The 26,154-nt window shown below is 70.8% G+C and carries 19 protein-coding genes and 2 pseudogenes; 11 read left to right on the forward strand and 10 right to left on the reverse strand.

Features of this window, described 5'->3' with window-relative positions:
• The first annotated feature begins 22 nt into the window (after positions 1 to 22).
• Positions 23 to 484: a MarR family winged helix-turn-helix transcriptional regulator gene (locus tag AC507J_RS28835; protein ID WP_496293065.1), complete on the forward strand. Its 462-nt coding sequence runs from the start codon at positions 23 to 25 to the stop codon at positions 482 to 484.
• Positions 485 to 494: 10 nt separating this feature from the next.
• On the opposite strand, the gene AC507J_RS28840 is transcribed toward AC507J_RS28835, so the two are convergent.
• The 3 genes from AC507J_RS28840 to AC507J_RS28850 all read right to left on the reverse strand — a co-directional run bounded on the left by AC507J_RS28840 (position 495) and on the right by AC507J_RS28850 (position 7,462).
• Positions 495 to 1,208 (reverse strand): VOC family protein, encoded by a 714-nt coding sequence (locus AC507J_RS28840; protein ID WP_496293067.1) that lies wholly within the window; start codon positions 1,206 to 1,208, stop codon positions 495 to 497.
• 137 nt (positions 1,209 to 1,345) lie between these two features.
• Positions 1,346 to 6,781, reverse strand: coding sequence for a LamG-like jellyroll fold domain-containing protein (locus AC507J_RS28845; RefSeq protein WP_496293069.1), 5,436 nt, complete (start codon positions 6,779 to 6,781; stop codon positions 1,346 to 1,348).
• Between the two features lie 102 nt (positions 6,782 to 6,883).
• Positions 6,884 to 7,462, reverse strand: a complete 579-nt coding sequence (locus tag AC507J_RS28850; RefSeq protein WP_496293071.1) for a DsbA family protein — start codon at positions 7,460 to 7,462, stop codon at positions 6,884 to 6,886.
• 308 nt (positions 7,463 to 7,770) lie between these two features.
• On the opposite strand from AC507J_RS28850, the gene AC507J_RS28855 reads away from it, so the two are divergent.
• Genes AC507J_RS28855 through AC507J_RS28870 form a run of 4 tightly spaced genes read left to right on the forward strand, consistent with a single transcriptional unit; the run spans position 7,771 to position 12,170 of the window.
• Positions 7,771 to 9,060 (forward strand): ABC transporter substrate-binding protein, encoded by a 1,290-nt coding sequence (locus AC507J_RS28855; protein WP_496293073.1) that lies wholly within the window; start codon positions 7,771 to 7,773, stop codon positions 9,058 to 9,060.
• A gap of 28 nt (positions 9,061 to 9,088) precedes the next feature.
• The gene (locus tag AC507J_RS28860) at positions 9,089 to 10,090 is read left to right on the forward strand and encodes a carbohydrate ABC transporter permease (RefSeq protein WP_496293075.1); all 1,002 of its coding nucleotides are present in this window, start codon (positions 9,089 to 9,091) and stop codon (positions 10,088 to 10,090) included.
• A 1-nt stretch (position 10,091) separates the two neighbouring features.
• Positions 10,092 to 10,925, forward strand: coding sequence for a carbohydrate ABC transporter permease (locus tag AC507J_RS28865; protein ID WP_496293077.1), 834 nt, complete (start codon positions 10,092 to 10,094; stop codon positions 10,923 to 10,925).
• A gap of 39 nt (positions 10,926 to 10,964) precedes the next feature.
• Entirely contained in the window at positions 10,965 to 12,170 is a 1,206-nt protein-coding gene (locus tag AC507J_RS28870) for an ABC transporter ATP-binding protein (protein ID WP_496293079.1), read from the forward strand.
• 122 nt (positions 12,171 to 12,292) lie between these two features.
• Here the strand turns inward: AC507J_RS28870 and AC507J_RS28875 are convergent, their stop codons facing one another.
• On the reverse strand, positions 12,293 to 12,772 hold the full coding sequence (locus AC507J_RS28875) for a hypothetical protein (RefSeq protein WP_496293080.1): 480 nt from the start codon (positions 12,770 to 12,772) through the stop codon (positions 12,293 to 12,295).
• A 325-nt stretch (positions 12,773 to 13,097) separates the two neighbouring features.
• On the opposite strand from AC507J_RS28875, the gene AC507J_RS28880 reads away from it, so the two are divergent.
• On the forward strand, positions 13,098 to 13,958 hold the full coding sequence (locus tag AC507J_RS28880) for an alpha/beta fold hydrolase (RefSeq protein WP_496293082.1): 861 nt from the start codon (positions 13,098 to 13,100) through the stop codon (positions 13,956 to 13,958).
• Positions 13,959 to 13,986: 28 nt separating this feature from the next.
• Here AC507J_RS28880 and AC507J_RS28885 read toward each other — a convergent pair whose 3' ends face one another.
• Both AC507J_RS28885 and AC507J_RS28890 read right to left on the reverse strand, forming a co-directional pair.
• On the reverse strand, positions 13,987 to 14,358 hold the full coding sequence (locus AC507J_RS28885; RefSeq protein ID WP_496293101.1) for a Rid family hydrolase: 372 nt from the start codon (positions 14,356 to 14,358) through the stop codon (positions 13,987 to 13,989).
• Between the two features lie 81 nt (positions 14,359 to 14,439).
• Positions 14,440 to 14,841: pseudogene (locus AC507J_RS28890) on the reverse strand (RidA family protein); the annotation flags it as partial.
• A 136-nt stretch (positions 14,842 to 14,977) separates the two neighbouring features.
• On the opposite strand from AC507J_RS28890, the pseudogene AC507J_RS28895 reads away from it, so the two are divergent.
• A pseudogene (locus tag AC507J_RS28895) lies at positions 14,978 to 15,354 on the forward strand (winged helix-turn-helix transcriptional regulator).
• 93 nt (positions 15,355 to 15,447) lie between these two features.
• On the opposite strand, the gene AC507J_RS28900 reads toward AC507J_RS28895, so the two are convergent.
• The 3 genes from AC507J_RS28900 to AC507J_RS28910 form a co-directional block, all read right to left on the reverse strand.
• Complete coding sequence (locus tag AC507J_RS28900; protein ID WP_496293084.1) at positions 15,448 to 16,452, reverse strand: NAD-dependent epimerase/dehydratase family protein; 1,005 nt, start codon at positions 16,450 to 16,452, stop codon at positions 15,448 to 15,450.
• 76 nt (positions 16,453 to 16,528) lie between these two features.
• Positions 16,529 to 17,653, reverse strand: coding sequence for a winged helix DNA-binding domain-containing protein (locus tag AC507J_RS28905; RefSeq protein WP_496293086.1), 1,125 nt, complete (start codon positions 17,651 to 17,653; stop codon positions 16,529 to 16,531).
• Positions 17,654 to 17,936: 283 nt separating this feature from the next.
• Positions 17,937 to 18,524 (reverse strand): HAD family hydrolase, encoded by a 588-nt coding sequence (locus AC507J_RS28910; protein ID WP_496293103.1) that lies wholly within the window; start codon positions 18,522 to 18,524, stop codon positions 17,937 to 17,939.
• 189 nt (positions 18,525 to 18,713) lie between these two features.
• Here AC507J_RS28910 and wrbA point away from each other — a divergent pair, with 189 nt between their 5' ends.
• Positions 18,714 to 19,331 carry an NAD(P)H:quinone oxidoreductase gene (gene wrbA, locus AC507J_RS28915; RefSeq protein WP_496293088.1) on the forward strand — a complete coding sequence of 206 codons (618 nt, stop codon included), beginning with the start codon at positions 18,714 to 18,716 and terminating at the stop codon, positions 19,329 to 19,331.
• 127 nt (positions 19,332 to 19,458) lie between these two features.
• Here wrbA and AC507J_RS28920 read toward each other — a convergent pair whose 3' ends face one another.
• Positions 19,459 to 21,420 (reverse strand): anthranilate synthase family protein, encoded by a 1,962-nt coding sequence (locus tag AC507J_RS28920; protein ID WP_496293090.1) that lies wholly within the window; start codon positions 21,418 to 21,420, stop codon positions 19,459 to 19,461.
• A gap of 253 nt (positions 21,421 to 21,673) precedes the next feature.
• Here AC507J_RS28920 and AC507J_RS28925 point away from each other — a divergent pair, with 253 nt between their 5' ends.
• The 3 genes from AC507J_RS28925 to AC507J_RS28935 all read left to right on the forward strand — a co-directional run bounded on the left by AC507J_RS28925 (position 21,674) and on the right by AC507J_RS28935 (position 26,113).
• Positions 21,674 to 23,059, forward strand: a complete 1,386-nt coding sequence (locus AC507J_RS28925) for an FGGY family carbohydrate kinase (protein WP_496293092.1) — start codon at positions 21,674 to 21,676, stop codon at positions 23,057 to 23,059.
• A 124-nt stretch (positions 23,060 to 23,183) separates the two neighbouring features.
• Positions 23,184 to 25,694 carry a sensor histidine kinase gene (locus AC507J_RS28930; protein ID WP_496293094.1) on the forward strand — a complete coding sequence of 837 codons (2,511 nt, stop codon included), beginning with the start codon at positions 23,184 to 23,186 and terminating at the stop codon, positions 25,692 to 25,694.
• Positions 25,691 to 26,113 (forward strand): roadblock/LC7 domain-containing protein, encoded by a 423-nt coding sequence (locus AC507J_RS28935; RefSeq protein ID WP_169596503.1) that lies wholly within the window; start codon positions 25,691 to 25,693, stop codon positions 26,111 to 26,113. The genes AC507J_RS28930 and AC507J_RS28935 overlap by 4 nt, the downstream gene beginning before the upstream one ends.
• Positions 26,114 to 26,154: the final 41 nt, after the last annotated feature.

Genomic DNA, 26,154 nt, shown 5'->3' on the forward strand with positions numbered 1-26,154 from the left:
GCCTAGATGGTAGATTGATTACATGTCAACGAAGTCGCCGACTGACGGCGTACGCTGGCTCGAAGCCGACGAGGAACGGGCCTGGCGGGCCTTCCGGCGGGTGATGGTCGCGGTCCAGACCGGCACCGCACGCGACCTGGCCGCGATCGGCCTCTCCGAAGCGGACTACGAGGTGCTGAGCACGCTGTCGGAGCGCCCCGCGCACACCAGCACCCTCGGCGACCAGGCCGACAAGATGGGCTGGTCGCGCAGCCGGCTGTCCCGGCACGCGGCCCGGATGGAAACCCGCGGTCTGTTGCGCCGCGAGCCGGACCCGTCCGACGGCAGAGGCTGCCTGCTCGTGCTCACCACCGAGGGCCTGGACGCTCTCGCGGACGCCGCACCGGCTCACGTCGCGTCCGTGCGGCGGCACTTCATTGACCGACTCGCCCCACAGGACCTCGCCGCCGTTGAACAACTCGCCCGAAGGCTGGCCGAACCGTAGCCGGTCTCGCTCAGTCGTCGGCGGCGTCCACCGGGGGCGCGAACGCGCAGAACTCGTTGCCCTCGGGGTCGGCCAGCACCCACCACCGCGCGGCGTCGGTCGGCTCCCGCAGCAGGGTGGCGCCGGCCCTGATCAGCGCGCTCGGCTCGGGGCCGGTCAGGTCGACGTCCCAGTGCAGCCGGTTCTTGACCGTCTTGCGCTCCGGCACCGGGTCGAAGACCCAGTAGTCCCAGGGGAAGCCGGCCGCGCCGACCACCGAGGCGTACGCCTGCTCGCTGGTGTCGACCTCGCCACCGACCACGCCGGCCCACCAACGGGCCTGAGCCACCGGGTCAGCCGAGTCCACCACCAGCTCGAACGGGCCCGGCCGGGTCTCCTCGCCGGGGGCGAAGGCGCAGAACAGGTTGCCCTCCGGGTCGGCCAGCACCCACCAACTGATCTCCGCGTCGGGCTCCCGGATCAGCCGGGCGCCAGCCGCCAGCAACGCCGCCGGGCTCGCCTCGGCCAGCCGCAGGTCCAGGTGTACGCGGGTCTTGACGGTACGCGGTTCGGGCACCCGATTGACCCAGATCGACTCGGCTGCGGAGCGGCCCGCAGCCGGCGCCACCCGAGTGTCCCCGTCGCCGAGGTCGACAAGCGTCCCGTCCAGGATGCCGGCCCAGAATCCGCCGAGGGCGTGGGCGTCGGCGGCGTCCAGGCAGATGTCCTTGAAGCGCGCGATCATCCGCCGATCATGCCTCCCGACTCCGACATCCGCATCCGCATCCGGACCGACATGGTGAAGGACCGTGGGTCGCCTCGTCACGGAGACGACCCACGGTCCCGTCGTTCAGGGTTGACTCACGGTCCCGCCGGGCAGGGCTACGGAGTGCCGTCCTTGATCCTGACGAAGAAGGCGTTGGCGGGCATGTTCGACAATCCTCCGTCGGAGGTTCCGCTGGTGAATACCCGATAGCGGGCGTAGAAGGCACCCAGGTCACGTCCGGCGGCCTGGTTGTGCGCCGTACTCACCATGCGAAGTGAGGCGTTGAGGGACGGCACCCAGACGCCGTTGTCCATCTTGCCGTCGACGCCGATCGCCTGGAAGGTGGATCGGAACGGATACTCGTCGCACTGCTTGTTCGGATCGTCGCGTCCGGGCAGGTTCTTGCAGTACCTGTCCCGAAGGTTTCTGTTCTTGGAGTTGAACAACACGCCGTCCGGGGCACGTTCACTGTTGATCCGTCTGGTCAGGGGAACCTTCACGCATCGCGTGCCGCTGGGCACCCCCACACACGCGTCGTAGTTTCCGGGGAACTTCTTGGCAATCGGTCTGCCCTGCTTGTCCACCTTCGGGTCCGTGCCCTGCGGGTTCTGGAAGGCGGCCTGGATATGCCGGGCCACTTCGCCGCGGTGCGGGTCGCCGGTGTACATCGTGTACACCCGGTCGGCACCGAGGAACCGGCATCCGCCCGTGTTGCCGGCCCAGCCGAAGCTTCCGTTGCTCCGGACGATGGGATAGCTGATGCGCCGACTGTCGCACCTGGCGACGAAGGGCAGATCGCCCGTCCTGGTCGGAGCCCCCTGTTCCGTGGTCAGGTACTGCCACAGGCGGAACGGAGTGGGGTCCAGGAAGAGGAAGCTCTTACCGGGATACAGCTTGGGGCGCAGCGTGCAGTTTCCCCACGCCGTTCCCTCGGACCGGAAGACGAACGCGTCCTCGCCGTTGCGTTTGAAGTCCCCGATGGTAGCGGTCCGGTCCCGTCCCTTGGTCTTCGTGCAGTCGGAGTTGTCGGATCCCTGGGCATAGGCCCGGAGCTGGATCGTCTCGCCGTCGAAGGCGTTTGTCGGTGTGCAGTTGGGACCCACCGTCTGGATCTCGGTGATGCTGGTCCAGAGGCTGATGTCCCTGGCCGTGAGGTCCGGCGTGCTCTCGCCGCCGACAACCGGTGAGCCGTTCTTCGTGCCCAGGTTGGTGTACACGATCACGTTGGCCGTCATCATCACGCCCTGGGACTTCGGGCATCGGGTCTTCGGCAGGCCGGTGATGAGGTCCACCTCCCAGTCACCCCAGCCCAGGATCCTGCTGTAGCAGGCCGAGTAGGGGTGCAGGACGGTCCAGCCGAACCCGTGGTACGGCCGGGGTGAACTCCGACGTGCGTTGTTGCAGTCGGTGCGGCTCATCCGCTGGTAGTCGAAGGGCGTCCCGGTGTTCGGGTCCTGTGCGGCGGCCGGGGCCGGCGCAGGTAGCTTGCCGACCGACCGGTCGTCGCCGACCCGGAACGTCTGCCACCTGGACCATTCGCCGGTTGTGCCGGAGACCGTCGGCCGGGCCCGCCACCGCATCCACTGGCCCTGCTCGACCTTCCCGGACGGCATCCGCAGCGTGTGCCGCGACCCGTCGGGCTTTCCAGTCACCGTTCCCGACCAGGTCAGCTCCTTGGCGACCGTCCACTTGCTCTTGGCTGACTTGGTCGGCTGCGGCGCCACCTCCACCTGCACCGTCGTCGGGCGGTCCTGCGCATCGGTCACCCAGGTGGTGAACGTCGGAGTGGTGCCCTTGCCGGTGGCTGTCGCCAGCTTCGCGATCTGCGGCGCGGTGCTGGTGGCGGCGGCGCGCGGTGCGACCTGGGCGGCGCCGGCCGGTGCGGTGCCGATCGGGGTGTTCATGTCGCTCTGGATCTGAGCCGCGGTCAGCGCGCGGTTGTAGATGCGTACCTCGTCGATCAGGCCGCTGAAGTACTCGCCCCAGATCTCGTTGCCGCCGATGGTGACCGTTCCGCCGTCGTCGCGGATGCCGCCGGTGGCGGCCACCTCACCAGCCTTGGCGCCGTTTACATAGATGGTGGCCCTGCTCCCGTCATAGGTGAGCGCCACGTTGCTCCACGCGCCCTGCGGCAGCGGTGTGGACCCGCTGGGCCCGAAGGGATCCCCGGTGGTGGTGAGCCAGCCCGCGGGCACGCTCCCCTCGGAGGCGTACAGGCCGTAGGAGGCGCCGTATCCGGAGGCCATGTTCTTCAGCACCACCGTGCGCCAGCCGTCCAGGTCATCGGGTTTGACCCAGGCCGAGAGGGTAAGCGCTCCGGTGAGTCGGAGCGAGGGCGCGTGGGTGACATCGACGAGACTGGTGCGGCCGTTGAACGACAGCGCCTTGCCGTACTTGCCATTCGTGGCCCAGGTCGTGTCCGCGGCGGTGCCGGTGTTGTGTTGCCCGGAGGAGTCCGACACCGTGCTGCCGGCGCCCTCGTTCATGCCGTACGCGGCGACCAGTCCGGGCACCTGGGCCGGCGGCCCGGTGGGCGTCGGGGACGGGGTCGGGGTCGGGCTGGGAGTCGGGGTGGGGTCGGAAGCGCCGACGGGAGTGTTCATGTCGGCCTGGATCGACGCCACGTCGAGGGCGCGGTTGTAGATGCGTACCTCGTCGATCAGGCCGCTGAAGTACTCGCCCCAGACGTCGTTACCACCGATGGTGACCGCCCCACCGTCCACGTCGAGCGCCCCGGTGAGTGGCGTCTGAGCGACCCGGGTCCCGTTGACGTAGAGCCGAGCGGTGGTGCCGTCGTAGGTGACCGCCAGGTGGCTCCAGGCGTTGGCGGGGAGTGGCGCCGAGCCGTTCACCTGATATGACTGGCCGCCGGTTTCCAGCCAGCCCGAGGGCGCGGTCCCGTTGGCGGCGTACAGCACGTAGGAGGCACCCTGCCGTTGGGTGAGTCCCTTGCCGACGACGGTACGCCAGTTCGTGACGGTGGTGGGTCGCACCCAGGCGGACAGGGTCAGCGTGCGGCCGAGCCGCAGGGAAGGAGCGTCGGCGACGGTGACCCGGCTGCTGCTGCCGTTGAACGACAACGCCTTGCCGTACCTGCCGTTGGTGGCCCAGGTCGTGCCGGTGGCCGTTCCGGTGTGGTGCTGGCCGGAGGAGTCGCTCACGCCCGTCCCGGCGCCCTCGTTCATGCCGTAGGCGGCCACCAGCCCGGTGGGTGGTCGCACGCCTGTGGTGAACGACCAGGTGTGCGGCGCGACCATGGTGTTGCCCGCGTCGTCCTTGGCCCCGGCCACCTCGGCGCTGTACGCGGTGCTCTCGGCCAGTGGCGCGGCGGGAGTGAACGTGAGAACCCGCTGGGTGGCGTCCATGGCCGACGTGCCGGTCACCACCGTGTCGGCAGCGCCCTTCAGGGTGAACCGGGCGTCGGTGACCGGTTCGCTGAACGTCACCGTGACCGGAGTCGTGACGGGCACGTTCGTCGCCTGGGCCGCCGGGGTGTTCGCGGAGACGACAGGTGGCGTGGTGTCGTTCTCGGTGGTGAAGCGCCAGGAATGTGGGGCCATTTCGTTGCCGTCCGCGTCGTAGGCCTCGCTCACCTCCGCGCTGTGGACGGTTCCGGACTTCAGGGGTTGGGTGGGGGTGAAGGTGGCGACCTTGTTGGTGGCGTCCAGGGCAGTCGTTCCCGAGACCGCGGTTCCGGCGATGTCCTTGATGGTGATCTGGGGTTCCCAGACGGGTTCGCTGAAGGTCACGGCGACTGTGGTGCCGACCGGGACGTCGGCGCTGTCGGCGGCGGGGCGTACCTCGGTGACCGTCGGTGGCGTCTCGTCGCTGGGCAGGCTACCGGCCGGGGCCTCGTCGGGATCCATGGTGGCCGGGTCGACCTCGACGTCGCTCGGTGATGGTTGTAGTTGGCTGGCGGTGATCTCGTTGGCCACGCCCAGGCCCAGCTGCTCGATCCCGTCGGCCTCCTGGGTCGTCAGCGACCAGTTGGCGGCGTCGTCCAAGGGCTCGGCCGCCAACGCCTTGGCCTGCTGGTAGGTGGGAAACTCGGTCAGGTCGTCCGCCTCGAACTTCACCCACTGGGTTTCGGTGGGTGGCGGGGTGTACTCGACCATGAGGGTGGGTGGGTGGCGGTAGCCCGGGTACGGGTTGCCGCTGTATTCGCTTGCGTAGTACTGCCGCCAGTTGATTGCCGCGGTCTCGCTCGCGGCCCGCAGCACCAGCCCGTGGTTGGGCACGTCCTGTTCGATCCAGGCGCGGGCCATGCCGGTGACCCGATGCCAGAGCTGCTCGTCCTTGGCGCACCAGGTGCCGCTGGCGTCGTAGTTGTAGCCGGCCCGGTTCAGCCCCTCGGTGCCGCCGGCGGTGGCGGGCTGGTTGTACCAGCTCAAGCCGGAAGGGCTCCACGAGGAAGAGACACGGGCGGCGACGATGCCCGCCCCCAGCGGATCCCCGCACAGGGCACCGTTGGGACCGCCGGACTTGTAGTTCCACATGATGAGGTCGGCTTGGACGACCGTCGCCCCCTTCAGCTGCGGGGCCGCGGTGTTGAACTTGAGGTAGACCCGCGCGATGTCCGCGCTGGTCTGGGTGGTGCCCGCACGTAGCCATCCGTCGGCCGCGTGGTTGTTGTAGGGGTCGTTCTTGCTGACCCAGGCATCGTCCGGAACTCCGCCGCCGAACCATTCCGAGGCGGCGGCGATCGTCACCGGATAGGTCACCGCCGGGTCGGCCAGGAACTCCGGATCCGGCGTGAAGACCAGCTCCGACTTCGCGCGGGAGGTCTCCACCCGGGTGGTGACCGGGACGCTCCTGCCGCCCTCTGCCGAGGCTTCCGCCTTGGCGTCCACCGCGGTCAGTACGATCGGCGCGGCCTTCGCCCTACCCTTGGCGTCCTTCAGCTGCGGCAGGCCGCCGGAGGTCTTGCCGAACGTGGTGCCCTTGGGCAGCGTGAGCGGCAGCCGCACCGTCACCGGGCCCGTCGGCTTACGCCGGAAGACCACCTGGGAGACGAAGCCGTCGGCCTGGGACTGCACCACCAGGTCCGCACCTGCCGCCACGGCGTCGGGGTAGGTGATCGTGCTGCCGGAGATCTTCGGCTCCGGCAGCGCCCGCCGGACCTTGAGTCCAGCGGTGCCCTGCGTTCCGGCCGCAGAGACCAGCTCCCTGCTCCCGCGACCGCCGAAGGTCAGCGGCGTCTTGGTGCGTACCGTCCGCAGCTCGCCGTCGCGGGCGACGATGCTTGTGTCGATGGGCTCCCAGACGCCACTGTCCGGGTTTTTGAGCTGGATGGGCCGGGTGTGCAGCTGGGCGCGCAGGCGCTTGCCGTCGGGTTCGGCCCAGACCTTCATGGTCTCGGTGAACCGATCGGGAACCTCGACGGGCGTACCCGTCTCGGCTGCCTTCGCCCAGGCGGCGCCGAGTCCGGCGGTGGTCGCCTGGCCAGCTGACGTGGGGTCGGGCGGCGCGGCGCCCGCGGGTACTGTCGCCAGCGTGACGGTAAGTACCACCGTCAGCGCCATCGCGCACCCGAAGATGGGTTTCTTCAGCATGCGCCAAGCGTCGATTCAACCGCTGGAACATACCTTGGGTGAACCTCGAATCCAGTGGTCAGCCAGGTTCGACGGCAGCGCGCCGGATCGAGGTCGCCGCGCTCAGCGGCGCCCGCGCTTGATCTCGTGGAAGGCGGGCAGGCGCATCAGCGGCACGATGCTGTCCCAGATCGTCAGCGCGTCGTCGAGCTCCGGCACCTCGGTCAGGATCGGCCCGTGCAGGCCCCGCTCGGCGTCGGGAACCATAAGCACCGGGGAGCCGATGTCCGGCCCGGCCGAGCCGAAGGCAAGCGCGTGCGAGGCGTGCACGGCGTCGTCCCAGCCCGCGTCGTCCAGGGCGGTCGCCGCGTCGTCGAGCCCGGCGGCCTCGACGGCCGCCGCCACCAGCTTGCCGCTCGGCGGATTGCCGGCGTCGTGGGTGAGCGCGCCCAACTCGGCGTAGAACCGGCCGGCGTCGGCGTGGCGGCCCTCGGCGCGCAACGCCTCGACCAGGCGCAGCGCCCGGCCCGAGGCGGTCATCGCCTCGGCGTACTCCGGTGGCACGTCACCGCCGTTGAGGATGGCCAGGCTGAACGCCCGCCACTCGATACGCAGGTCGCGAGGATCGGCGACGGACACCAGCCAGCGTGAGGTGCGCCAGGTCCACGGGCAGATCGGGTCGAAGAAAAAGGTGACGTCCACCGCCCGAGGCTAACGCCGACGGCGACGGCCGGCAGTGCGGAGCGTGACGCTAATTGCATGTTTAAGTCGTCTCATTCTGGTGAGGTTTCGCGACTTCGCAGCTCGGGCAGTGTTGCAGCCACGAAACGTGACGGGCGGGAAACCAGCAGGTGGACGCCTTGACCGTCGCGCCGTGCGCCGGGGCACGGAGACCTTCCCCGGGTTGTTGCCGAGGTGCGAGGGGAGGGTCATGAGCGAGCGTGGCGAGCGACACATCCGGCTCAGCGTGCCGGTGCCTCATGGCGGTGCGGAGCGCAGCGGGGGCCGACATGAGTGGGCGTGACAAGATCCGGCCCCGGCGGCGAGCCCGCGTACGGGTGGCCGCGACCGCCGCGGCGCTGACGTTGGTGGCGCCGATGGCGGCCTGTTCCTCCGGCGGCGGCGACGGCGGCGTACCCACGATCAACCTGTACTACCCGCCGGAGCAGAACCTCCAGCAGGTGGTCGACAGGTGCAACACCGAGGCCGAGGGGCGGTACCGCATCGTCAACCGGGTGCTGCCGCGCGAGGCCGACGAGCAGCGGGTGCAGATGGTGCGGCGGCTCGCGGCCGAGGACGACGGCATGGACGTGCTCGGTCTGGACGTGACCTGGACCCAGGAGTTCGCCAGCGCGAACTGGATCCTGGAGTGGACCGGCCAGGACCGGGCCGAGGTGGAGCAGGGCACTCTCGAAGGCCCGCTGGACACCGCCCGGTACGAGGACAAGCTCTACGGGGCGCCGAAGCACACAAACGTCCAGCTGCTCTGGTACCGCACGGACCTGGTACCCGAGCCGCCCGCCACCTGGGACGAGATGATCTCGATCGCCCAGGACCTCAAGGGGCAGGGCCAGCCGCACCAGGTGCTCGCCACGGGCGCCCAGTACGAGGGTCTGGTGGTGCTCTACAACAGCCTGGTCGCCAGCGCCGGCGGCAACATCCTCAGCTCCGACGGCACCGAATCGCTGCTGGACGAGGGGGCGGTGCGGGCACTTGAGGTGCTGGCGAACTTTGCCACGTCGGGCGTGACCTCGCCGTCGTTCAGCAACGCCACCGAGGACCCGATGCGGCTGGAGTTCCAGGCCGGTAACGGCGCCTTCCAGATCAACTGGCCCTACGTCTATCCGGCGATGCAGGAGGCCAACCCGGACCTGGCGGAACGGGTCCGGTGGGCCCGGGTGCCGGCCGTCGACGCGGACAAGCCGAGCCGGGTGACCATCGGCGGGATCAACCTCGCGGTCAGCCGGTTCTCCCAGCACCCCGAGGAGTCCTTCGCCGCGGCCAAGTGCCTGCGCAGCGCCGAGAACCAGAAGTTCTCCGCGATCAACGACGGAGTTCCGCCGACCATCGAGAGCGTCTTCGACGACCCGGAGATGGACGAGGCGTACCCGATGAAGGAGGCCATCCTGGAGCAGCTGCGGGAGCCGGCGGTGCGGCCGCTGACCCCGGCGTACCAGAGCATCTCCACAGTGATGTCGGCGATCCTGTCGCCGCCGTCGGCGATCGACCCGCAGGCCACCGCCGACGAGCTGCGCGACGCCATCGCCGACGCCCTGGAGTCGAGGGGGGTTCTGCCGTGAGCGAGCCGATCCACCGGGAGGTGAGGGCATGAGCATCAACGCCACCCCGGCCGGTGCGGACGTGGCCGCCGACGAGGCCGACCCCCGCACCGGCGGGCAGCACGCCGCCGTGCCCGCCCAGCGGGCCAACCGACGCCGGCGGGCCCCGCTGAGCGAGAACAAGCGGGCCGAGCGCAAGCTGGGCTGGCTGCTCTGCGCGCCGGCCGCGCTGGTCATGGTTGCGGTGACCGGCTATCCGATCCTGTACTCGGTATGGCTGTCGTTGCAGCGTTTCGACCTGCGCTTTCCGGCCGAACGCGAGTTCGTCGGCCTGGACAACTACATCACCGTGCTGACAAACGAGTTCTGGTGGACGGCGTTCGGCGTCACGATGCTGATCACGGTGGTCACCGTCGCCGTCGAGTTGGTGCTCGGCATGGGGCTGGCGCTGATCATGCACCGTACGCTTGTCGGCCGGGGGATCGTGCGCACCGCGGCGCTGATCCCGTACGGCATCGTCACGGTCGTGGCCGCCTTCTCCTGGCGGTACGCGTGGACGCCCGGCACCGGATACCTGGCCAACCTCTTCTCCGACGGGGCGCCGCTCACCGAGCGGGCCAGTTCCCTGGCGATCATCATGTTGGCGGAGATCTGGAAGACCACCCCGTTCATGGCGCTGCTGTTGATGGCGGGCCTGGCGCTGGTGCCGGAGGACCTGCTCAAGGCGGCCTCCACCGACGGGGCCACCGCCTGGCAGCGGTTCACCAAGGTGATGTTGCCGGTGATGAAGCCGGCGATCCTGGTCGCCCTGCTGTTCCGCACCCTGGACGCGTTCCGGGTCTTCGACAACATCTACGTGCTGACCAACGGGGCCAACCAGACCTCGTCGGTGTCGATGATCGCCTACAACAACCTGATCCGGGGTCTGAACCTCGGCATCGGCTCCACCATGTCGGTGCTGATCTTCATCACCGTGGCGATCATCGCGTTCATCTTCGTGAAGCTGTTCGGTACCGCTGCTCCCGGCAGCGACGACGGGGAGAGGCGCTGAGATGGCCGACACCACCACCCGAGCCAGGCTCCAGTGGGGCGTGATGAACACCATCGTGGTCGTCTTCGCGCTGATCCCGGTGTTGTGGATCATGTCGCTGTCGTTCAAGACACCGGCCACCCTCACCGACGGCAACTTCATCCCGCGCGAGTGGACGCTTGAGAACTACCGCAACATCTTCGCCACCGACCAGTTCGTCCGGGCCCTGATCAACTCCATCGGCATCGCGCTGATCGCCACCACGATCGCCGTCGTGCTCGGCACCATGGCCGCGTACGCGATCGCCCGGCTGGACTTCCCCGGCAAGCGGCTACTCGTCGGCGTCGCCCTGCTGATCGCGATGTTTCCACAGGTGTCGCTGGTCTCGCCGCTCTTCGAGATCGAGCGGCAGTTGGGGCTCTTCGACACCTGGCCGGGGCTGATCCTGCCGTACATCACCTTCGCGCTACCGCTGGCGATCTACACACTGTCGGCGTTCTTCAAGCAGGTTCCCTGGGATCTGGAGAAGGCCGCGAAGATGGACGGCGCGACCCAGGGGCAGGCGTTCCGCCGGGTGATCGCTCCGTTGGCCGCGCCGGGCGTGTTCACCACGGCGATCCTGGTCTTCATCTTCTGCTGGAACGACTTCCTCTTCGCCATCTCGCTGACCTCCACCGAGCGGTCCCGCACGGTGCCGGTGGCGCTGTCGTTCTTCACCGGCGAGTCGCAGTTCGAGGACCCCACCGGGGCGATCTGTGCCGCCGCCGTGGTGATCACGGTACCGATCATCCTGTTCGTCCTCTTCTTCCAGCGCCGCATCGTCTCCGGCCTGACCTCCGGCGCCGTCAAGGGATAGGTGAGTCAAAATGCGAAGCCAAGGGATCAGGTGGTAACGGTGGCTGACATCGTGCTCGACAAGGTGAGCAAGAAGTTCCCGGACGGCACCACGGCGGTGCGGGACGTCGACCTGGAGATCGCCGACGGCGAGTTCGTGATCCTGGTCGGCCCCTCCGGTTGCGGCAAGTCCACCACGCTCAACATGATCGCGGGGCTGGAGGACATCAGCTCCGGCGAGCTGCGCATCGACGGGGAGCGGGTCAACGACAAGGCTCCGCGCGACCGGGACATCGCCATGGTCTTCCAGTCGTACGCGCTGTACCCGAACATGACCGTGCGGGAGAACATGGCCTTCCCGCTGCGGCTGGCGAAGCTCGACAAGGAGACGATCAACCAGAAGGTCGAGGAGGCGGCCAAAGTCCTGGAGCTGACCTCGCTGCTGGACCGCAAGCCGGCCAACCTCTCCGGCGGCCAGCGGCAGCGGGTGGCGATGGGCCGGGCGATCGTCCGCCAGCCCAAGGCGTTCCTGATGGACGAGCCGCTCTCCAACCTGGACGCCAAGCTGCGGGTGCAGATGCGTACCGTGGTCTCCCGGCTCCAGAAGCAGCTCGGCACCACCACCGTCTACGTAACCCACGACCAGACCGAGGCGATGACCCTCGGCGACCGCGTGGTGATCATGCGGGGCGGCGCGGTGCAGCAGGTAGGGCCGCCGCAGGAGCTGTACGACCACCCACGCAACCTCTTCGTCGCCGGGTTCATCGGCTCGCCGTCGATGAACTTCCTGACCGCCACCGTCGAGGAGGGCAAGCTGCGTACCGCCCTGGGCGACGTGCCGATCGGCGACCGGATCCGCCGCGAGCTGGAGGGTGCGGAGGCGCCCCGCGAGCTGATCCTCGGCATCCGCCCCGAGCACTTCGAGGACGCCGAAGTGATCGACGAGGAGACCCGCCGTCGGGGCATGGTGTTCGAGGCGCCGGTGGACATCGTCGAGTCGATGGGCTCGGACAAGTACGTCTACTTCACCGTCGAGGGGGAGCGGGCCACCGCCGCCGAGTTGGAGGAGCTGGCCGCCGACGCCGGTGCCGCCGACTTCAGCGGCGCCGGCTCCAACCTGGTCACCCGCCTGTCGGCCGAGTCGACCGTCACCGAGGGCCAGAGCCACCGGGTCTGGTTCAACCTGGAGAAGATCCACCTGTTCAACCCGGCGGACGGCCGCAATCTCACTCTGCACGAGGGCCGCGCCGCCGGCACCTTGATGTAAGGAAGGGCACCTTATTAACGCCTGGTGTAGAGGAAGGGCCCCTTTTTAACAGTCGGACCGCCTCGGGCCCGCGACGCAGGAGCGTCGCGGGCCCGAGGCGTCGGCATTCACCGGGGCAACCTTCAGCCGCAGTATCGCCACACCGTGCTGGTGGTGCCGTAGATCCCTCCGCCGTAGATCGCCCCGATGGCGCCCGTCCACCTGATGCAGGTGCCGGCGGCGTACCCGCGGGCCGCCGCGTAGTGGGCATAGTTCCCTGAGTCTCGGATGGTGCTCATGCCCTGACGCTCCAGGACGGCCTCGGTGTAGCTGGCGACGCCGTCTGCCCGGCCGACCCGGAGGGTGAGCACGCAGTTCTGCTGATAGCTGCTACTCCACAGGACGTAGACCTCGCCCAGGGGCATGTTGTTCCGGTCGTCCCAGAGATCCGTTCTGGTGAGCACCGTGTAGACACCGTTGGACCAACCGCAGCCCTGCGATGCGACGACGGCCTGGTTCAGGGTGTGAGCCGAGGCGGGGGAGGCCACGAAGGTGATCGAGGCGAGCACAAGGCCAAGGGCCAAACCGATCCGCGCGAGTACGCGCCGGTACGTCCGAGACACTACATATCCTCTCTGATGCAGCTACGTCCGCTCCGGCAGGGAAACCTCCCCGTGCGCAGCGCCGCTCGTGTGCCAGAGCCACCCTGGACAGCGGAGATCGCCGTAAATGTGGACATCGGCCGGATCCCCCGCCAGCTTGATCCCAGTATGGCGCACACCGACACACGTACTCTGCGCGTCCGGTCGCTGACGCTGACGCCGACGCCGACGCCGACGCCGACGCCGACGCCGACGCCGACGCCGGAGTCGGAGTCGGATCCGAAGTCGGAGTCGAGCGGGGCATCGCTGTGCGATGTGGTGCCCTACTCTTCGTATGGTGATCCCGATGACCGAGCACTCGACGACCATTGTGGAGCTACCGAGTGGCCGGGTGGAATATCGGTTGGAGCGGCGTGGCGACCCCGTCGTGGTGGTGTTCCACGGCGGGCACATGCGGGCCGGCCTGACGTTGGACGAGCGGGTGTACGCCGAGGCGAACGTCAGTGTGCTGGCACCGTCGCGTCCGGGCTACGGTCGCACCCCGCTGACCACCGGGACGACCGTGCCCGGTTTCGCCGACGTGACCGCCGACCTCTGCCGGCACCTGGGCATCGAGCGGGTCGCCGCGTCGGTCGGCATCTCGGCCGGCGGGCCGACGGGGGTGGCCCTGGCCGCCCGGCACCCGGCCCTGGTCGAGCGGCTGATCACGCAGGCTGCCGTGGGGCCGCTGCCCTACCCGGACCCCCGCACCCGGCTCCTCGCCGGCCTGATGTTCTCGCCCTGGACCGAGGGCCTGACCTGGGGCGGGATGCGGGCGCTGCTGCGCCGCTCGCCGGATCGAGGCCTACGGCAGCTGCTTGCCGGCCTCTCCGCCCTCCCGCCAGAGCAGGCGTTGGCCGAGCTGACCCCGGAGCAGCGTACGCAACTGGTCTGGCTCTTCTCCCGGATGCGTTCCGGCAGCGGATTCCGCAACGACCAGCGACCCCGCGAGGATCTCACCAGCCAGGTCAGCCAGCCGACCCTGGTGATCGCCAGCCGCCGCGACGGCGCCGTGCCGTTCACGCACGCCGAGGCCCTGGTCGCCGGGATCTCCCGAGCGCGCCTGGTGGAGAGCCAGGCGAACCATCATTTCTACGAGTTCGCCGGCGACTGGCCCGCCGTCACCGCAACCATCCGCGCCTTCCTGGCCGCCGACCCGACCTCCTGACCGACCGACGCGGCAACGTCGGTGCGGATCAGCGGCCTTCGGTCGGTTCGACGACCGCGGTCACCCGGATCTCGACCCGCATGCCCGGGGCACCGAGCGCGGGCACGCCGGTCTCGGTCCAGACGGGGGCGCGGTCGCCCATGTGCTTGCGGAACTGCTCGACCATCACGCGATTGTGCGTCTCGCCGATGAAGCCGTCGACCTCGGGCACGTGGTACGAGTTGACGTGCACCACGTCGCGCCAGCTGGCCCCGGCGGTTGCGAGGGTGCGTTCGATGTTGTCGAAGGCCCGGACGATCTCGTCCTCCAGGGAGTCCGGGAAGCGCAGGTCGTCGTCCCAGCCACCCTGGCCCGAAATCTCGACGCGGTTCCCGATCCGGACGGCCTGGTGGTAGCGCATCCGGTCCAGCTGCCGCTCGCCGTAGCCGGGCGTAGCGAAGAACTCCGGCCGTGGGTCGGCGGCTCCGGGTGCCGGATCTCCGACGACCGCGGTGGCCTCGACCTCGACCAGATGCTCCGGGGTGTGCAGGGCGGCGACGCCGATCAACGTGGCCGGTGGCGTCGCGGTGCTGCCGAGCCGGGCTGTGGCGCGGGCCACGCCGTCGAGGAATGCCGGCATCTTGTCCGGCGTCCAGTCCACGACGTAGACGGTCAGTCGGACGACGTCGTCGATCCCGGCGCCGACCCCGGCCAGGGCGGTGGCGACGTTGAGGTAGCTCTGCTCGACCTGGGCGGCGAGATCGCCGGCGCCGACCGTGACGCCGTCGGCGTCCCAGGCGACCTGGCCCGCGACGAAAACCTGCCGGCCACCGGTCGCGACCGCGACATGGTGGTACGCGGTGTTCTCGGGGAGCCCCTGCGGATTGGTGAGCGTGACGGCCATGACGTTTCGCTTCCTCTCTCGCCACGTGATCTGTAGTCCCGACCACCGTGGTCACTTGAGGTTACTTAGAAACCGTAACCGTAGGAGAGTCATGGCGAACATGGAAGAAGGCACTTTTCGGTGACGGAGGAACCTGATGGTGACCACCCGGTCCAGCGATCCGGCCCAGGACGACATCATGCGTGCCGGCACCCTGGCACGGGAGATCTTCTCGGACGTCGCAACAAGTGGGCCCTGCTGATCATCGAGACCCTGGGTGACGGCACGCTGCGCTTCAGCGAGCTGCGCGACGCGCTCGAAGGCATCAGCCACAAGATGCTGACCCAGAACCTGCGCATGATGGAACGCAACGGCCTGGTCGAGCGCACCGTGCACCCGACGGTCCCGCCCCGGGTCGAGTACACGCTTACCGAGCCCGGCCGCGAGCTGCGCGCCACCGTCGACCTGATGTGCGAGTGGACCCGCCGCAACATCGGGAACATCGAGAGCGCACGCCACAGCTTCGGCAGCTGAGCGGGCAAGTCCGCTGCCTCCGGCGGCCGGAGGCAGCTGAGCGGGCGAGCCGGCGCCTCCGGCGTCAGGAGGCAGTTGAGCGAGTCCGGTGCCTCAGGCGGCACCGGCCGAACGGGGCATGGCGGCGAGCAGCTCCGCCTCGCGGGCGGAGCTCAGTCCGGCGGGCCGTTCGCGGTGCAGTCCGGCCTCGCGTTCCCAGGCGAGGGTGTCCGCCAGCAGGTCGGTGCGCGGTCGGTGGCGCAGCCCGGCGGCGACGGACGCCGCGCCGCTGCGCGCTGACCAGCCCGCCCAGCCCGGCTCGACCAGCCACATCGGCAGCGACCCGGGGCCCATGTACTGCGCCACGCCCTGGGTCAGCAGCCAGTCCGGGTCGGCCTCGACGACCGGGCCGGTGTGCCCACCGACGGCACGGCACCGGCCGATCCACTCACCGAAGGGCACCACCGGGCCGACCGCGTTGAAGGTGCCCACCGTGCCGGCCTGGGCGCTGTCGAGCAGCCAGGCCGCGAGATCGCGTACGTCGATGACCTGGGTCGGTAGGTCGGGGGTGCGGGGGACCAGCATCGGCGCCCCGGGGGCGCGGGCGGCGCGGGCCACCCAGTAGCCGGAGCGGCCGGTGTGGTCGCCGGGGCCGCCGATCAACCCGGCGCGGGCGACCAGCAGCCGGTCACCCACCTCGGCCCTGGAGAGCTGCTCGCAGGCGACCTTGGCCTCGCCGTACGCCGTGCGGTCGACCACCTCCCGGGTCGTCGGCGGCAGGGTGGCGGCGGTCTCGTCGGCGTCGGGCGTGTCGTGTGCGGCGTAGGCGCTGACCGAGGAGACGTAACTCCAGTGCCGGGACCGGTCGCCGAGCGCCCGCAGGGCGTTCCGGACGAAGCCCGGCTGCCACGACACCTCGACGACGGCGTCCCAGTCCCGGCCGCGCACCTCGTCGTAGGCGGCGGAATCGGTGCGGTCGGCGGCGACGAGGATGGCGCCGGGTGGCACCGCGCCGCTCTCGCCCCGGGCCAGGCAGGTGACCGCGTGCCCCCGATCGACCGCCTGCCGGGCCACTTCCCGACCCAGCCACGCCGTCCCGCCCAGCACCAGGATCTGCATGCCCACCAGCCAAGCAGCGGCGATGCCAGGCAGCCAAGGATCTTCGCCGTGGGCAGAACACCGACTCGGCGACGGCTCACCGACTCCAGGTCACCCGGGGTGGCAGGGCGAGGAAGTCGGCGTACCGGTCGAGGGCCTGCTCGACCTGCTTGCGGCGCACGGCGTCGAGGTCGACCAGGGGCGCAACGGTCAGGGTGACCCGGGTCTTGGCGAGGCTGCGCTTCCAGGTGCCGACCACCCGGCCGCCGACCACCACGGTGGCCTGGAAGACGCCGTTGCCGCCGGGGATGATCGCCTGCTTGTGTTCCGGGTCGAGCATGAGCGTGCGGTCCTTGTAGCCGAGCAGGTACTCGTCGAAGCCGGGCAGGATCAGCACGTCGTCGACGGCCGTCCGATCCGCGTCGAGCAGCGGCGCTGGCAGCACCGCCTCGACCCCGTCGACGCGTACCGTGGCCAGGTCGTCTCCGGCGGCGGCGATGGCGCGCTTCGCGTCGGTCGCGGTCAGGCCGGTCCAGCCGGCGAAGTCCTGCCGGGTGGTGGGGCCGTGGCTGCGGAAGTAACGCAGCGCCAGGGTGGCCAGCGCCTCGTCCCGGTCGGGCCGGTGCTGGCCGGGCGCCCACTCGTCGAGCAGGGCGAAGGTCTGCTCGGTGCCGACGTTGGGGGCGATGCAGGTGACGCCGCGCTGGCTGGCATACCAGAGCAGGTGGTAGCCGCGTTGGCCGGCGCCGTCGATGCCGGCCGCGGTCAACGCCGCCACGCACTCCGTGCGGGTCAGCCGGCCACCACCGGCCAGGGTCTGGCCCAGCACGTCGGCCGCGCGGTCCGCGTCGGCCTCCGACAGGCCGAGGAACTCGCGCCGCCGGGCCGCGCCGGCCAGGGCGCGTACCCCGGTCAGCTCCAGCATCCAGCGGGCGTCGCGGGCCGGTACCAGGTGGATGGTGCCGCGCATCGGCCAGGTCCGCAGCGCCTCCCGGCGCTCCAGCGCGGCGTGCACGTCCGCGTGGGTGGACCCGGGCAGCCGTACGCCAAGAGACCACAAGCCGCTGGCCAGGTCCTGCGCCTGCATGGCGCCGAACCACTGCACCACCTCGGCCACCGTGCTCAGCGGTGCGGCGGTGGGATGCGGACGCAGCCGCAGGCTGCTCATCCGCAATGCGAGCGCCTCGCTGCCGGTCAGTGCCCCGTTACCGGTGGGTGCCACGGGTCGGCCGCCTTCCTTGAAGTGGTCGACGGCAGCATAGGCGCGGGCACCGACATCCCACCGCCGCAGCGCCCCTGATCGCAGCGCCCCTGATCGCGCTACGCCAACGCCGTTGGTGGCGGAGCGCGATCCCCCGTTCAGGTTCGCCGGTGCGGGGCGGCGACACGTTCGCCGGCACCGGTCTCACCAGGATGGCGTTTTCCAGCCCGGTCGAGAACCATGATCGGGGCAACTTGCGGATAACTTGAGCAAGCACCCCGTGACGGATCGGTGCCGCAGGCGTTCAGCCCTGGCGGGGCTGCGGCACGCGTACCGCCGCCATGCCGGCTGCGGCGGCGGCCTCGATGCCCAGATCGGCGTCCTCGAAGACCAGGCAGGAGCGCGGCGGTACGCCGAGCAGTTCGGCGGCGCGCAGGAAGGGTTCCGGGTCGGGCTTGGGGCGGGTGTAGTCCTCCGCGCAGACCAGCACGTCGAAGCGGTCCAGGATGCCCAACGCGTCGAGTGAGGCGGTGACCGCCGCCCGGGTACTGCCGGAGACCACGGCGAACGGGATGCGCCCGTGCGCGTCGTCGATGTGGTGCAGCACCCCGGGGATGCCGGTCGCGGTGGGCAGCAGCTGCTCGTAACGGGCCTCCCGGTGAGCGACGACCGTCGCCAGCGGCATGTCGAGGCCGTGCTGCTCGTTGAGGGCGGCCACGATGTCGGCGGTCGGCCGTCCGGCCCAGGCGTAGAAGAGGGTTTCGGGGAACGGGCAGTCCCACTCGTCGAGGGTCTGCCGCCAGGCCGTGTAGTGCAGCGGCATCGAGTCGACGATGGTGCCGTCGCAGTCGAACAGGTACGCCTGGAACTCGCCGGTGGGCAGGGGCAGCATCACGCCGCCCAGGCTATCGGCCGGTGCCGACCACCGATGATCCGCCCGCTCAGTGCGGGCCGGTGGACAGCGGTCGCCGATCCGTCCGGTGAGCAGGGCGGATGTCACCGAAGGGTGGACGTGTCGATGTTTGCCGACGCAAACACCGGGTAGTCGCCGAAGCTGATCCAAAAACAGAAAGGACGTGCGATGGCGGCACAGGTCAAGGTGGCGGTGATCTACTACAGCGCGACCGGCATCACCTACCAGATGGCGCAGGCGGCGTGCGAGGCCGCCGGTGAGGCGGGCGCGGAGGTGCGGCTGCGCAAGGTGCGGGAACTGGCCCCGGACGAGGCGATCCGGGCCAACTCGGGTTGGCAGGCGCACCGGCTGGAAACCCAGGACGTCGACGAGGCCCAGCCGGACGATCTCAGCTGGGCCGACGTTGTGCTCTTCGGTTCACCGACCCGGTACGGGCTGATCGCCGCCCAGCTCAAGCAGTTCATCGACACCACCGGCCCGCTCTGGGCCAACGGGATGCTTGCCGACAAGGTGTACTCGGCCTTCACCTCGACCGCGACCGCGCACGGCGGGCAGGAGGCCACCCTGCTGTCGCTGTTCAACGTCTTCTACCACTGGGGCGGGATCGTGGTCACCCCCGGCTACACCGACCAGAGCCAGTTCGTCGCCGGAAACCCGTACGGTGCCTCGCACACCAGCAACAACGGTGAGGTCGCCCCGGATCACGTCGCTCTGTCGGCGACGGCCCTGACCGCCAAGCGGGCGGTGCGGATCGGCGCCGCGCTCAAGCAGGGCCTGGCCGGCTGACCGATCATCCGGCTGGCCAGCAGCGGTGACCTGGCGGCCGACCCGAACGTGGACCGGCGGTCCGGGCGGGGGCTCTCAAACCCGCCCGGACCGTCGGCTGTCACAGCGCTACCCCGGATCGGTGTGACTATGCCGGGGCGCGCCCCGACAACTTCCCGGCGGATGCCGGCAGCTCCCCGTTCCCGGCGGATGCCGGCAGCTCCCCGGCGGGCGCCGGCAGCAGGTCACGCAGCAGGTCTACCAGGACCGTCACGCCGTCCGGGCTGAGCACCGACTCCGGGTGGAACTGCACCCCGGCGAAGCCCCGACCGCGTAGCGCGTGCACCGAACCGTCGGCCTCGTCACGAGCCAGCTCGACCGGACCGTACGGGCCGTCCAGGCGGTCGGCGGCGGCGCGGGCGGTGAAGGTGGAGTAGAAGCCGACCCGTCGGGGCGTGCCGAACAGCGGCACCGTGCGTTGCAGCCCCTGGTAGGGGGCGTCACGGCGGTGCACGGCCAGCCCCAGCAGGCCGGCGAGGAGCTGGTGCCCCAGGCAGACGGCGAGGATCGGCCGCCCGCTCTCCAGCAGTGTGGCCAGCAGTGCGCGCAGGGTGCTCATCTTCGGGGTGTGGCCGGTCGGGTCGCCCGGCCCCGGTCCCACCACCACCAGGTCGTACCCGGACACCGCTCCGGCGTCGTGCCACGGCCGGAGGGTCACCGCCAGTCCGAGCGCGCCGAGCTGGTGGGCCAGCATCCCGGTGAAGGTGTCCTCGCCGTCGACGATCAGCGCCCGGCGGCCGGTCAACCCGGGCACGGTGAGCGCACCCGGGGGGCGCTGGTCCAGCCAGAACCGGGCCAGTGGCGCGTTACGGGCGGCCAGCGCGGCGCGGACGTCGGGATCGTCGGCGAGGCGTACCGCCGGATCCGGGCCGGTCGCGGGCGCCTGCGGTCCGAGGCCGAGCGCGGCCAGCACCCCGGCGGCCTTGGCGTGGGTCTCGGCGACCTCGGCCGCCGGTGTGGAGTGGCGCACCAGCGTCGCACCGACCGGCACCCGCAGCTCACCGGCGGGGGAGATCTCGGCGGTGCGGATGAGGATCGGCGCGTCCAGGGTCTGCCGGCCGGCGTCGTCGTGACCGAGCAGCGCCAGCACCGCGCCGTAGTAGCGGCGCCCGGCCGGCTCGTACCGGGCGATCACCCGGCAGGCGTTCTCCATCGGACTGCCGGTCACGGTCGGCGCGTACATCGTCTCCCGCAGCACGTCCCGCACGTCCTTGGAGCCGTGCCCGGCGAGCAGGTACTCGGTGTGTGCCAGGTGCGACATCTCCTTCAGGTACGGCCCGACCACCTGCCCGCCGTGCTCGGCCACGGTGGCCATCATCTTCAGCTCCTCGTCGAGGACCATGTACAGCTCCTCGGTCTCCTTGACGTCGGCGAGGAAGCGCAGCAGCGCGGCGCGGTCGACGCTGGCCCCGGTGTGCCGGAAGGTGCCGCTGATCGGGTTCATCATGACCAGCCCGTCGTCGACGCTGACGTGCCGTTCGGGGCTGGCCCCGACAAGCGTGCGGGTGCCGGTGTGCAGCACGAACGTCCAGTACGCGCCGCGTTCGCGCAGCAGCAGCGAGCGCAGCGCGGCCAGGGCGGCGGTCACCGGCGCGCCCTGCACCCGGGCGTGCAGGGCGCGGTGGATGACGAAGTTGGCACCCTCGCCGTGGCCGATCTCCTCGGCGAGCACCCGGGCGACGGTGGCCGCGTACTGCTCGTCGGTGACGTCGAATGCCGCGCCGGTGGCGCGTACCGGGGTGTCGGGCAGGGCGTCCAGGACGGCGGCCAGCGGCAGCCGGTGGTGCCCGGTGATGCGTAGGCACTCCAGCGGCATGCCGTCGTCGACGCAGGCGAAGCCCCGCTCGGCGACCTGCCGATACGGCACCAGCGCCAGCGTGGCGGGGCCGGGCGTGCCGGCGGGCAGCGGGATGTCGGCGAGCCGGTCGACGGTGTGCACCGCACCGGTGAACAGGTCCAGGTGCTCGGCGCGCTCTCGGCGGACCAGCGCGAACGGGCCCGGATCGGCGCCGGTGGCGAGGGCGGTGAGCAGGTCGGTCAGCGGGGTCATCGGTCTCCTCTGGGCCGGATGCCGCCGTCGTCGGCGGCCAACGGGCCGGGAAGTGACCGGCGGCCGCCTCGTCGGGCGGCCGCGTGGGGAAGCTACGCGCGGGAATGGGCCGCCGGGTCGGCGGGCCACCAGCAGGTCAGTCGCGCGAGCATGCGGTCACTCTACGCGGCCGGTGCCGGGCGCGGAAGCCGATCGGTGTACCCGGTGCGCGCTCCGGTTGTCTCGCCGGAACCAACGGGTACGTTGACCCGCGATGAAGATTCTCGCGCTCGACCTCGGCACCTCCTCGGTACGCGGGCTGGTGCTGGACGGCGATGCCCGACCGATGCCGGGCGCGCTGGCCCGCCGCCGGGTGGTGCTGACCGCCCACGACGACGGCACCGGCACCGTGGACGCCCGCGACTACCTGGCCTGCCTCGCCGAGTGTCTGGACGAGCTGAGCCAGCGGGGCCGGCTGCGTGGGGTGGAGTTGGTGGCGATCAGCGCCCAGTGGCACTCGGTGCTGCCGCTCGGGGCGGACGGCGAGCCACTCGGCCCGGTGCTGACCTGGCTGGACACCCGACCCGAGCCGCCCGCGACGCAGGCGGGGCCGGCCGACCCGGACGCCTTTCACCAGCGCACCGGCACCTGGTGGCACCGCTGCTACTGGACGGTGCGGCTGCCCTGGCTGCGGACCCACCTGGGCACTCCGCCAGCCCGCTTCGTCGGGCTGGTCGAGTACGTGCTGGGTGAGTTCCTCACCGACGCGCCGATGTCGGTGTCGCAGGCGTCGGGCACCGGCCTGCTGGACCTGTGCACCCTGGACTGGGACGCCGAGGCCTGCGCGCTGGCCGGCGTCCGGGGCACGGATCTGCCCGAGCTGGCGCCGCCGGGCTGGTACGGCCGGGTGCGTACCGGATCCGCCCGGCGCTGGCCGGACCTGGCGGGGGCACGCTGGGCCGCCCCGATCGGCGACGGTGCCGCCTCCAACGTCGGCTCCGGTTGCGTCGATCACACCCGGGCGGCGGTGACCGTCGGCACCTCCTCGGCGGTACGCCTGCTCCAGCGGATGCCCGCGGGGGCGCCGCTGCCGCCGTTGCCGCAGCGGCTCTGGCGCTACCGGGTGGACCACGACCACGTGGTGACCGGGGCGGCGTACTCCTCCGGTGGGAACCTGTTCGCCTGGGCCGAGCGGACCCTGCGGTTGCCCGACGGCGCGGCGCTGGACGCGGCGCTGGCGGCGCTGCCCCCCGAGACGGTCGCTGCGGCGGGCGTCGGTTTCGGCGGCGACCGACCGCCGGGGCGGCGGCCCGCCGGCTCGGGTGAGCTGCGTGGCCTGGGCTTCGCCACCAGCGCGGTGGAGCTGCTGGCCGGGCTGATGCGCGGGGTGTGCGTGCAGGTCGTGGACGATCTGGTGGCGTTGGAGTCGACGGTCGGTCGGTCGGTGGAGGTGGTGCTGGGCGGTGGCGCCATGGCGGCCTCGCCGTGGTGGCGTGGGGCGTTCGCGGACGTGCTGGCGCCGCGGCGGGTGCGCTTCGGGCGCTACCCGGAGATCGGCGCGACAGGTGCGGCGCTTGTCGCCTGTGGCCGGATCGCCGACGCCGCGATGGTGGCCGACATCGGCCGGACGGATGATCAAGCTTCGCCGACCACGGCATAGGGTGGCGGCCGGCGGTACCCTTCCTGAACCGTTCATCAGGGCGAGCCGTTGACACTGCTCCGGGGGCTGGTTGGATGGACGGCGCTCCCCGGGTCGCGGAGGACGCGTGGGGGAGGAGGAACGGGTGGCTGTAGGACCGGACCGGGCGCACACGGTGTCGCACCACCGTCGGCGTCGGTTCGACGTCCGGGTGGTGCCGCACCGGCGTCGCTCCCCGTTGCGCCTTCAGGACTGGCGGATGCGCACCAAGCTCGCCACGGTGCTGATCATTCCGTCGGTCGCCTTCCTGGTGCTGGCCGGCGTGCAGACCCAGAGCCTGGTGGGGCGGGCCAGCACGCTCGGTAACTTTGCCGCGCAGGTCGGGATCGGGCAGGAGATCACCGAGCTGGTGCACCGGTTGCAGGATGAACGCGACCGTACGGCCGGCGAGCTGTTTGCGCTGCGCATCGTCGGCCAGGAGGGGATCGACCAGACGCTGGCCGCCCTGCGGCCGTTCCGGGAGGCCTCGGACGTGGCAGCGCAGGCGCTACGCGAGGCGGCCGAGCCGGTGGCCGACGACGACACCGCCTGGCGGGGTGCCTACGCGGTGGCCTCGCAGGCGTACCAGCAGGTCAACTACATCCGGGAGACCCTGGCCACCGTGGTGCTCAGCGATGAGACCATCCTGGGCAACTACCACCGGGCCATCGACGCGCTGCTGACCCTGCTCGCGCAGCCGTCACCCGGTGCCGACCGGCCGGAGCTCTCCGACGCGGCACTGCGTTACGTGCAGTTCGCCCGGGCCAAGGAACTCTCCTCGCGGCTGCGGGCGGAGCTGTACGCGGCGTCGCGCGCCCGTGAGTACGACACCGGCGCCGCGGCCGCGCTGGCCGATCTGCGGTCGCGACAGTTCACCGCCCTGGGCGCGTTCCGGATCGCCGCCACCAACAACCAGGTGGCCCGTTACGACCAGCTGAGTCAGGATCCGATCTTCGTCGCAGCGGCCCAGTTGGAGGAGCGGGCCCTGACGCAGGGTGCGGCCACGCCGAGGCTGCTGCCGCCCGAGCAGTGGTGGACGGCCAGCGAGGCGCGCCACGGTCTGCTGCGTGACTTCGAGGCCGAGGTGCTGGCCGCGTCGAGGGAGCAGGCGGACGCAGCCGCCGGCGCGCAGCTGCGCGAGACGCTGATGGTGGTCGGTGTGATCATCACGGTGCTGCTGGGGGCGGTGCTGATCTCCGTCCTGATCGGCCGGTCGCTGGCCAGGTCGATCCGGCTGCTGCGGTCGCAGGCGTTGCGCATCGCGCAGATCGAGCTGCCCGAGGCGCTGGCCCGGCTGCGGTCGGTCTCCGGCGGCGTGCCGAACATCGAGGTCGCCCCGGCGGTGGTGCGCTCCCTGGACGAGATCGGTGAACTGGCCGAGGCGTTCGTCGCGGTGCACCGCAGCGCGGTCGGCGTCGCGGTCGAGCAGGCAAACATGCGGCGTAACGTCAACGCCATGTTCGTCAACCTCGCCCGGCGTAGCCAGGTGCTGGTGGAGCGGCAGTTGGAGCTGCTCGACGACCTGGAACGCGAGGAGGGCGACCCCGACCAGCTGGAGAACCTGTTCAAACTGGACCACCTGGCCGCGCGGATGCGCCGTAACGACGAGAGTCTGCTGGTGCTGGCCGGCACCGAGTCGACCCGCCGCTGGAACCGGCCCATCGGGTTGAGCGCGGTGTTGCTGGCGGCCAGCGCCGAGATCGAGCAGTACCAGCGGATCCGGCACGAGGCGGTGGCCGAACTGCACGTCGTCGGGCACGCCGTCGGTGAGCTTGTGCACCTGCTGGCCGAGTTGCTGGAGAACGCCACCGCCTTTTCCCGGCCGGACACCTTCGTGCAGGTGACGGCGCGGGCCGACGGCACCGGGGCGGTGATCGAAGTCGTCGACCAGGGCCTGGGCATGAGCGCGACGGCGCTGGCCGAGGCGAACGAGGTGCTGGCCACCCCGCCGGCTGCGGACGTGGCGACGGTGGAGCGGATGGGTCTGTTCGTGGTCAGTCACCTGGCCGCCCGGCACGGCATCGAGGTACGGCTGCACGGCGGCGCCGGCGGGCTGGTGGCCCGGGTGCGGCTGCCCGGCGCGCTGCTGGCGGCGGCCCCGCCACCGAGCCTGGACCCGCCGCCGTCGCCGCGGGGACTGCCGGCCGGGCGGACCCGGCCGCAGGTTTCGAGCAACCCGGATCCGACGGACCTGCCGGTCGCCGGCCGGCGACCGGTCACGGTGCCCCGCCAGGCCCATCCGGTGCCGGTGCGCGCGGAGGACGTGCTCGCCCCGGCGGCACCGGCGGGCACCGGCGGCGGCTGGTGGTCGCGGGAAGGTCCTTCGTCGGCGGTGCCGGCGGTGGGTGCCGGTAGTCCAGCGCCACCGGCGGTACCGGTGACCGCCGGAACCAACGAGCGGGGCCTGCCGGTACGGGTGCCGATGGCGCAGTTGAGCGCCGTCACCGAGCCGGCCGGCCCACAGCGGCAGCAGCCGGTCCGGCACGAACCGGACCCGGCGGCGGTCGGCGGGATGTTGTCGAGGTTGTACAGCGGTGTGCGCCGGGCAGAGGCTGAGGAGACCACGGAGATCCCCGTGTCACCGCCCGGGATGTCGAACAGAGGAGGACAGCAGTGACGACGTTGTCGCAGGAGGCTCGGGACCTGAGCTGGCTGGTCAGCGGCTTCGCCGAGCGGGTGCCGGGAGTGGCGCACGCGGTCGTGGTCTCCTCCGACGGATTACTTGTCGCGATCTCCGACCACCTGCCGCGGGACCACGCCGACAAGCTCGCCGCGGTGACCTCGGGCCTGATGAGCATCACTGCCGGCGCGGCCCAGATGTTCGACGGTGACGTGGTCAAGCAGACCGTGGTCGAGATGGGACGCGGCTACTTCCTGGTGATGCAGGTACGCGACGGCTCGATCCTGGCCACCCTGGCGGCGGCGGACGCCGACATCGGTGTGGTGGGCTACGAGATGGCCCGGCTGGCCAAGCAGGCGGGGGAGATGCTGACACCCGCCCTCCGCGCGGAACTCCAGCAGGCCCTCCCCCGCTGAGGGTGTAAGGAAGGGCCCCTTGTTAACGCCTGCGGTAGTAA

The organism is Micromonospora sp. PRAS1 (assembly GCF_059553435.1).

What these genes read in the sequence shown, in the direction of transcription:
- AC507J_RS28835 (WP_496293065.1), top strand. Translation starts at nt 23, where the DNA reads ATGTCAACGAAGTCGCCGACTGACGGCGTACGCTGGCTCGAAGCCGAC.
- AC507J_RS28840 (WP_496293067.1), bottom strand. Translation starts at nt 1,208, where the DNA reads ATGATCGCGCGCTTCAAGGACATCTGCCTGGACGCCGCCGACGCCCAC.
- AC507J_RS28845 (WP_496293069.1), bottom strand. Translation starts at nt 6,781, where the DNA reads ATGCTGAAGAAACCCATCTTCGGGTGCGCGATGGCGCTGACGGTGGTA.
- AC507J_RS28855 (WP_496293073.1), top strand. Translation starts at nt 7,771, where the DNA reads ATGAGTGGGCGTGACAAGATCCGGCCCCGGCGGCGAGCCCGCGTACGG.
- AC507J_RS28860 (WP_496293075.1), top strand. Translation starts at nt 9,089, where the DNA reads ATGAGCATCAACGCCACCCCGGCCGGTGCGGACGTGGCCGCCGACGAG.
- AC507J_RS28865 (WP_496293077.1), top strand. Translation starts at nt 10,092, where the DNA reads ATGGCCGACACCACCACCCGAGCCAGGCTCCAGTGGGGCGTGATGAAC.
- AC507J_RS28880 (WP_496293082.1), top strand. Translation starts at nt 13,098, where the DNA reads ATGACCGAGCACTCGACGACCATTGTGGAGCTACCGAGTGGCCGGGTG.
- AC507J_RS28885 (WP_496293101.1), bottom strand. Translation starts at nt 14,358, where the DNA reads ATGCGCTACCACCAGGCCGTCCGGATCGGGAACCGCGTCGAGATTTCG.
- AC507J_RS28900 (WP_496293084.1), bottom strand. Translation starts at nt 16,452, where the DNA reads ATGCAGATCCTGGTGCTGGGCGGGACGGCGTGGCTGGGTCGGGAAGTG.
- AC507J_RS28910 (WP_496293103.1), bottom strand. Translation starts at nt 18,524, where the DNA reads ATGCTGCCCCTGCCCACCGGCGAGTTCCAGGCGTACCTGTTCGACTGC.
- wrbA (WP_496293088.1), top strand. Translation starts at nt 18,714, where the DNA reads ATGGCGGCACAGGTCAAGGTGGCGGTGATCTACTACAGCGCGACCGGC.
- AC507J_RS28920 (WP_496293090.1), bottom strand. Translation starts at nt 21,420, where the DNA reads ATGACCCCGCTGACCGACCTGCTCACCGCCCTCGCCACCGGCGCCGAT.
- AC507J_RS28925 (WP_496293092.1), top strand. Translation starts at nt 21,674, where the DNA reads ATGAAGATTCTCGCGCTCGACCTCGGCACCTCCTCGGTACGCGGGCTG.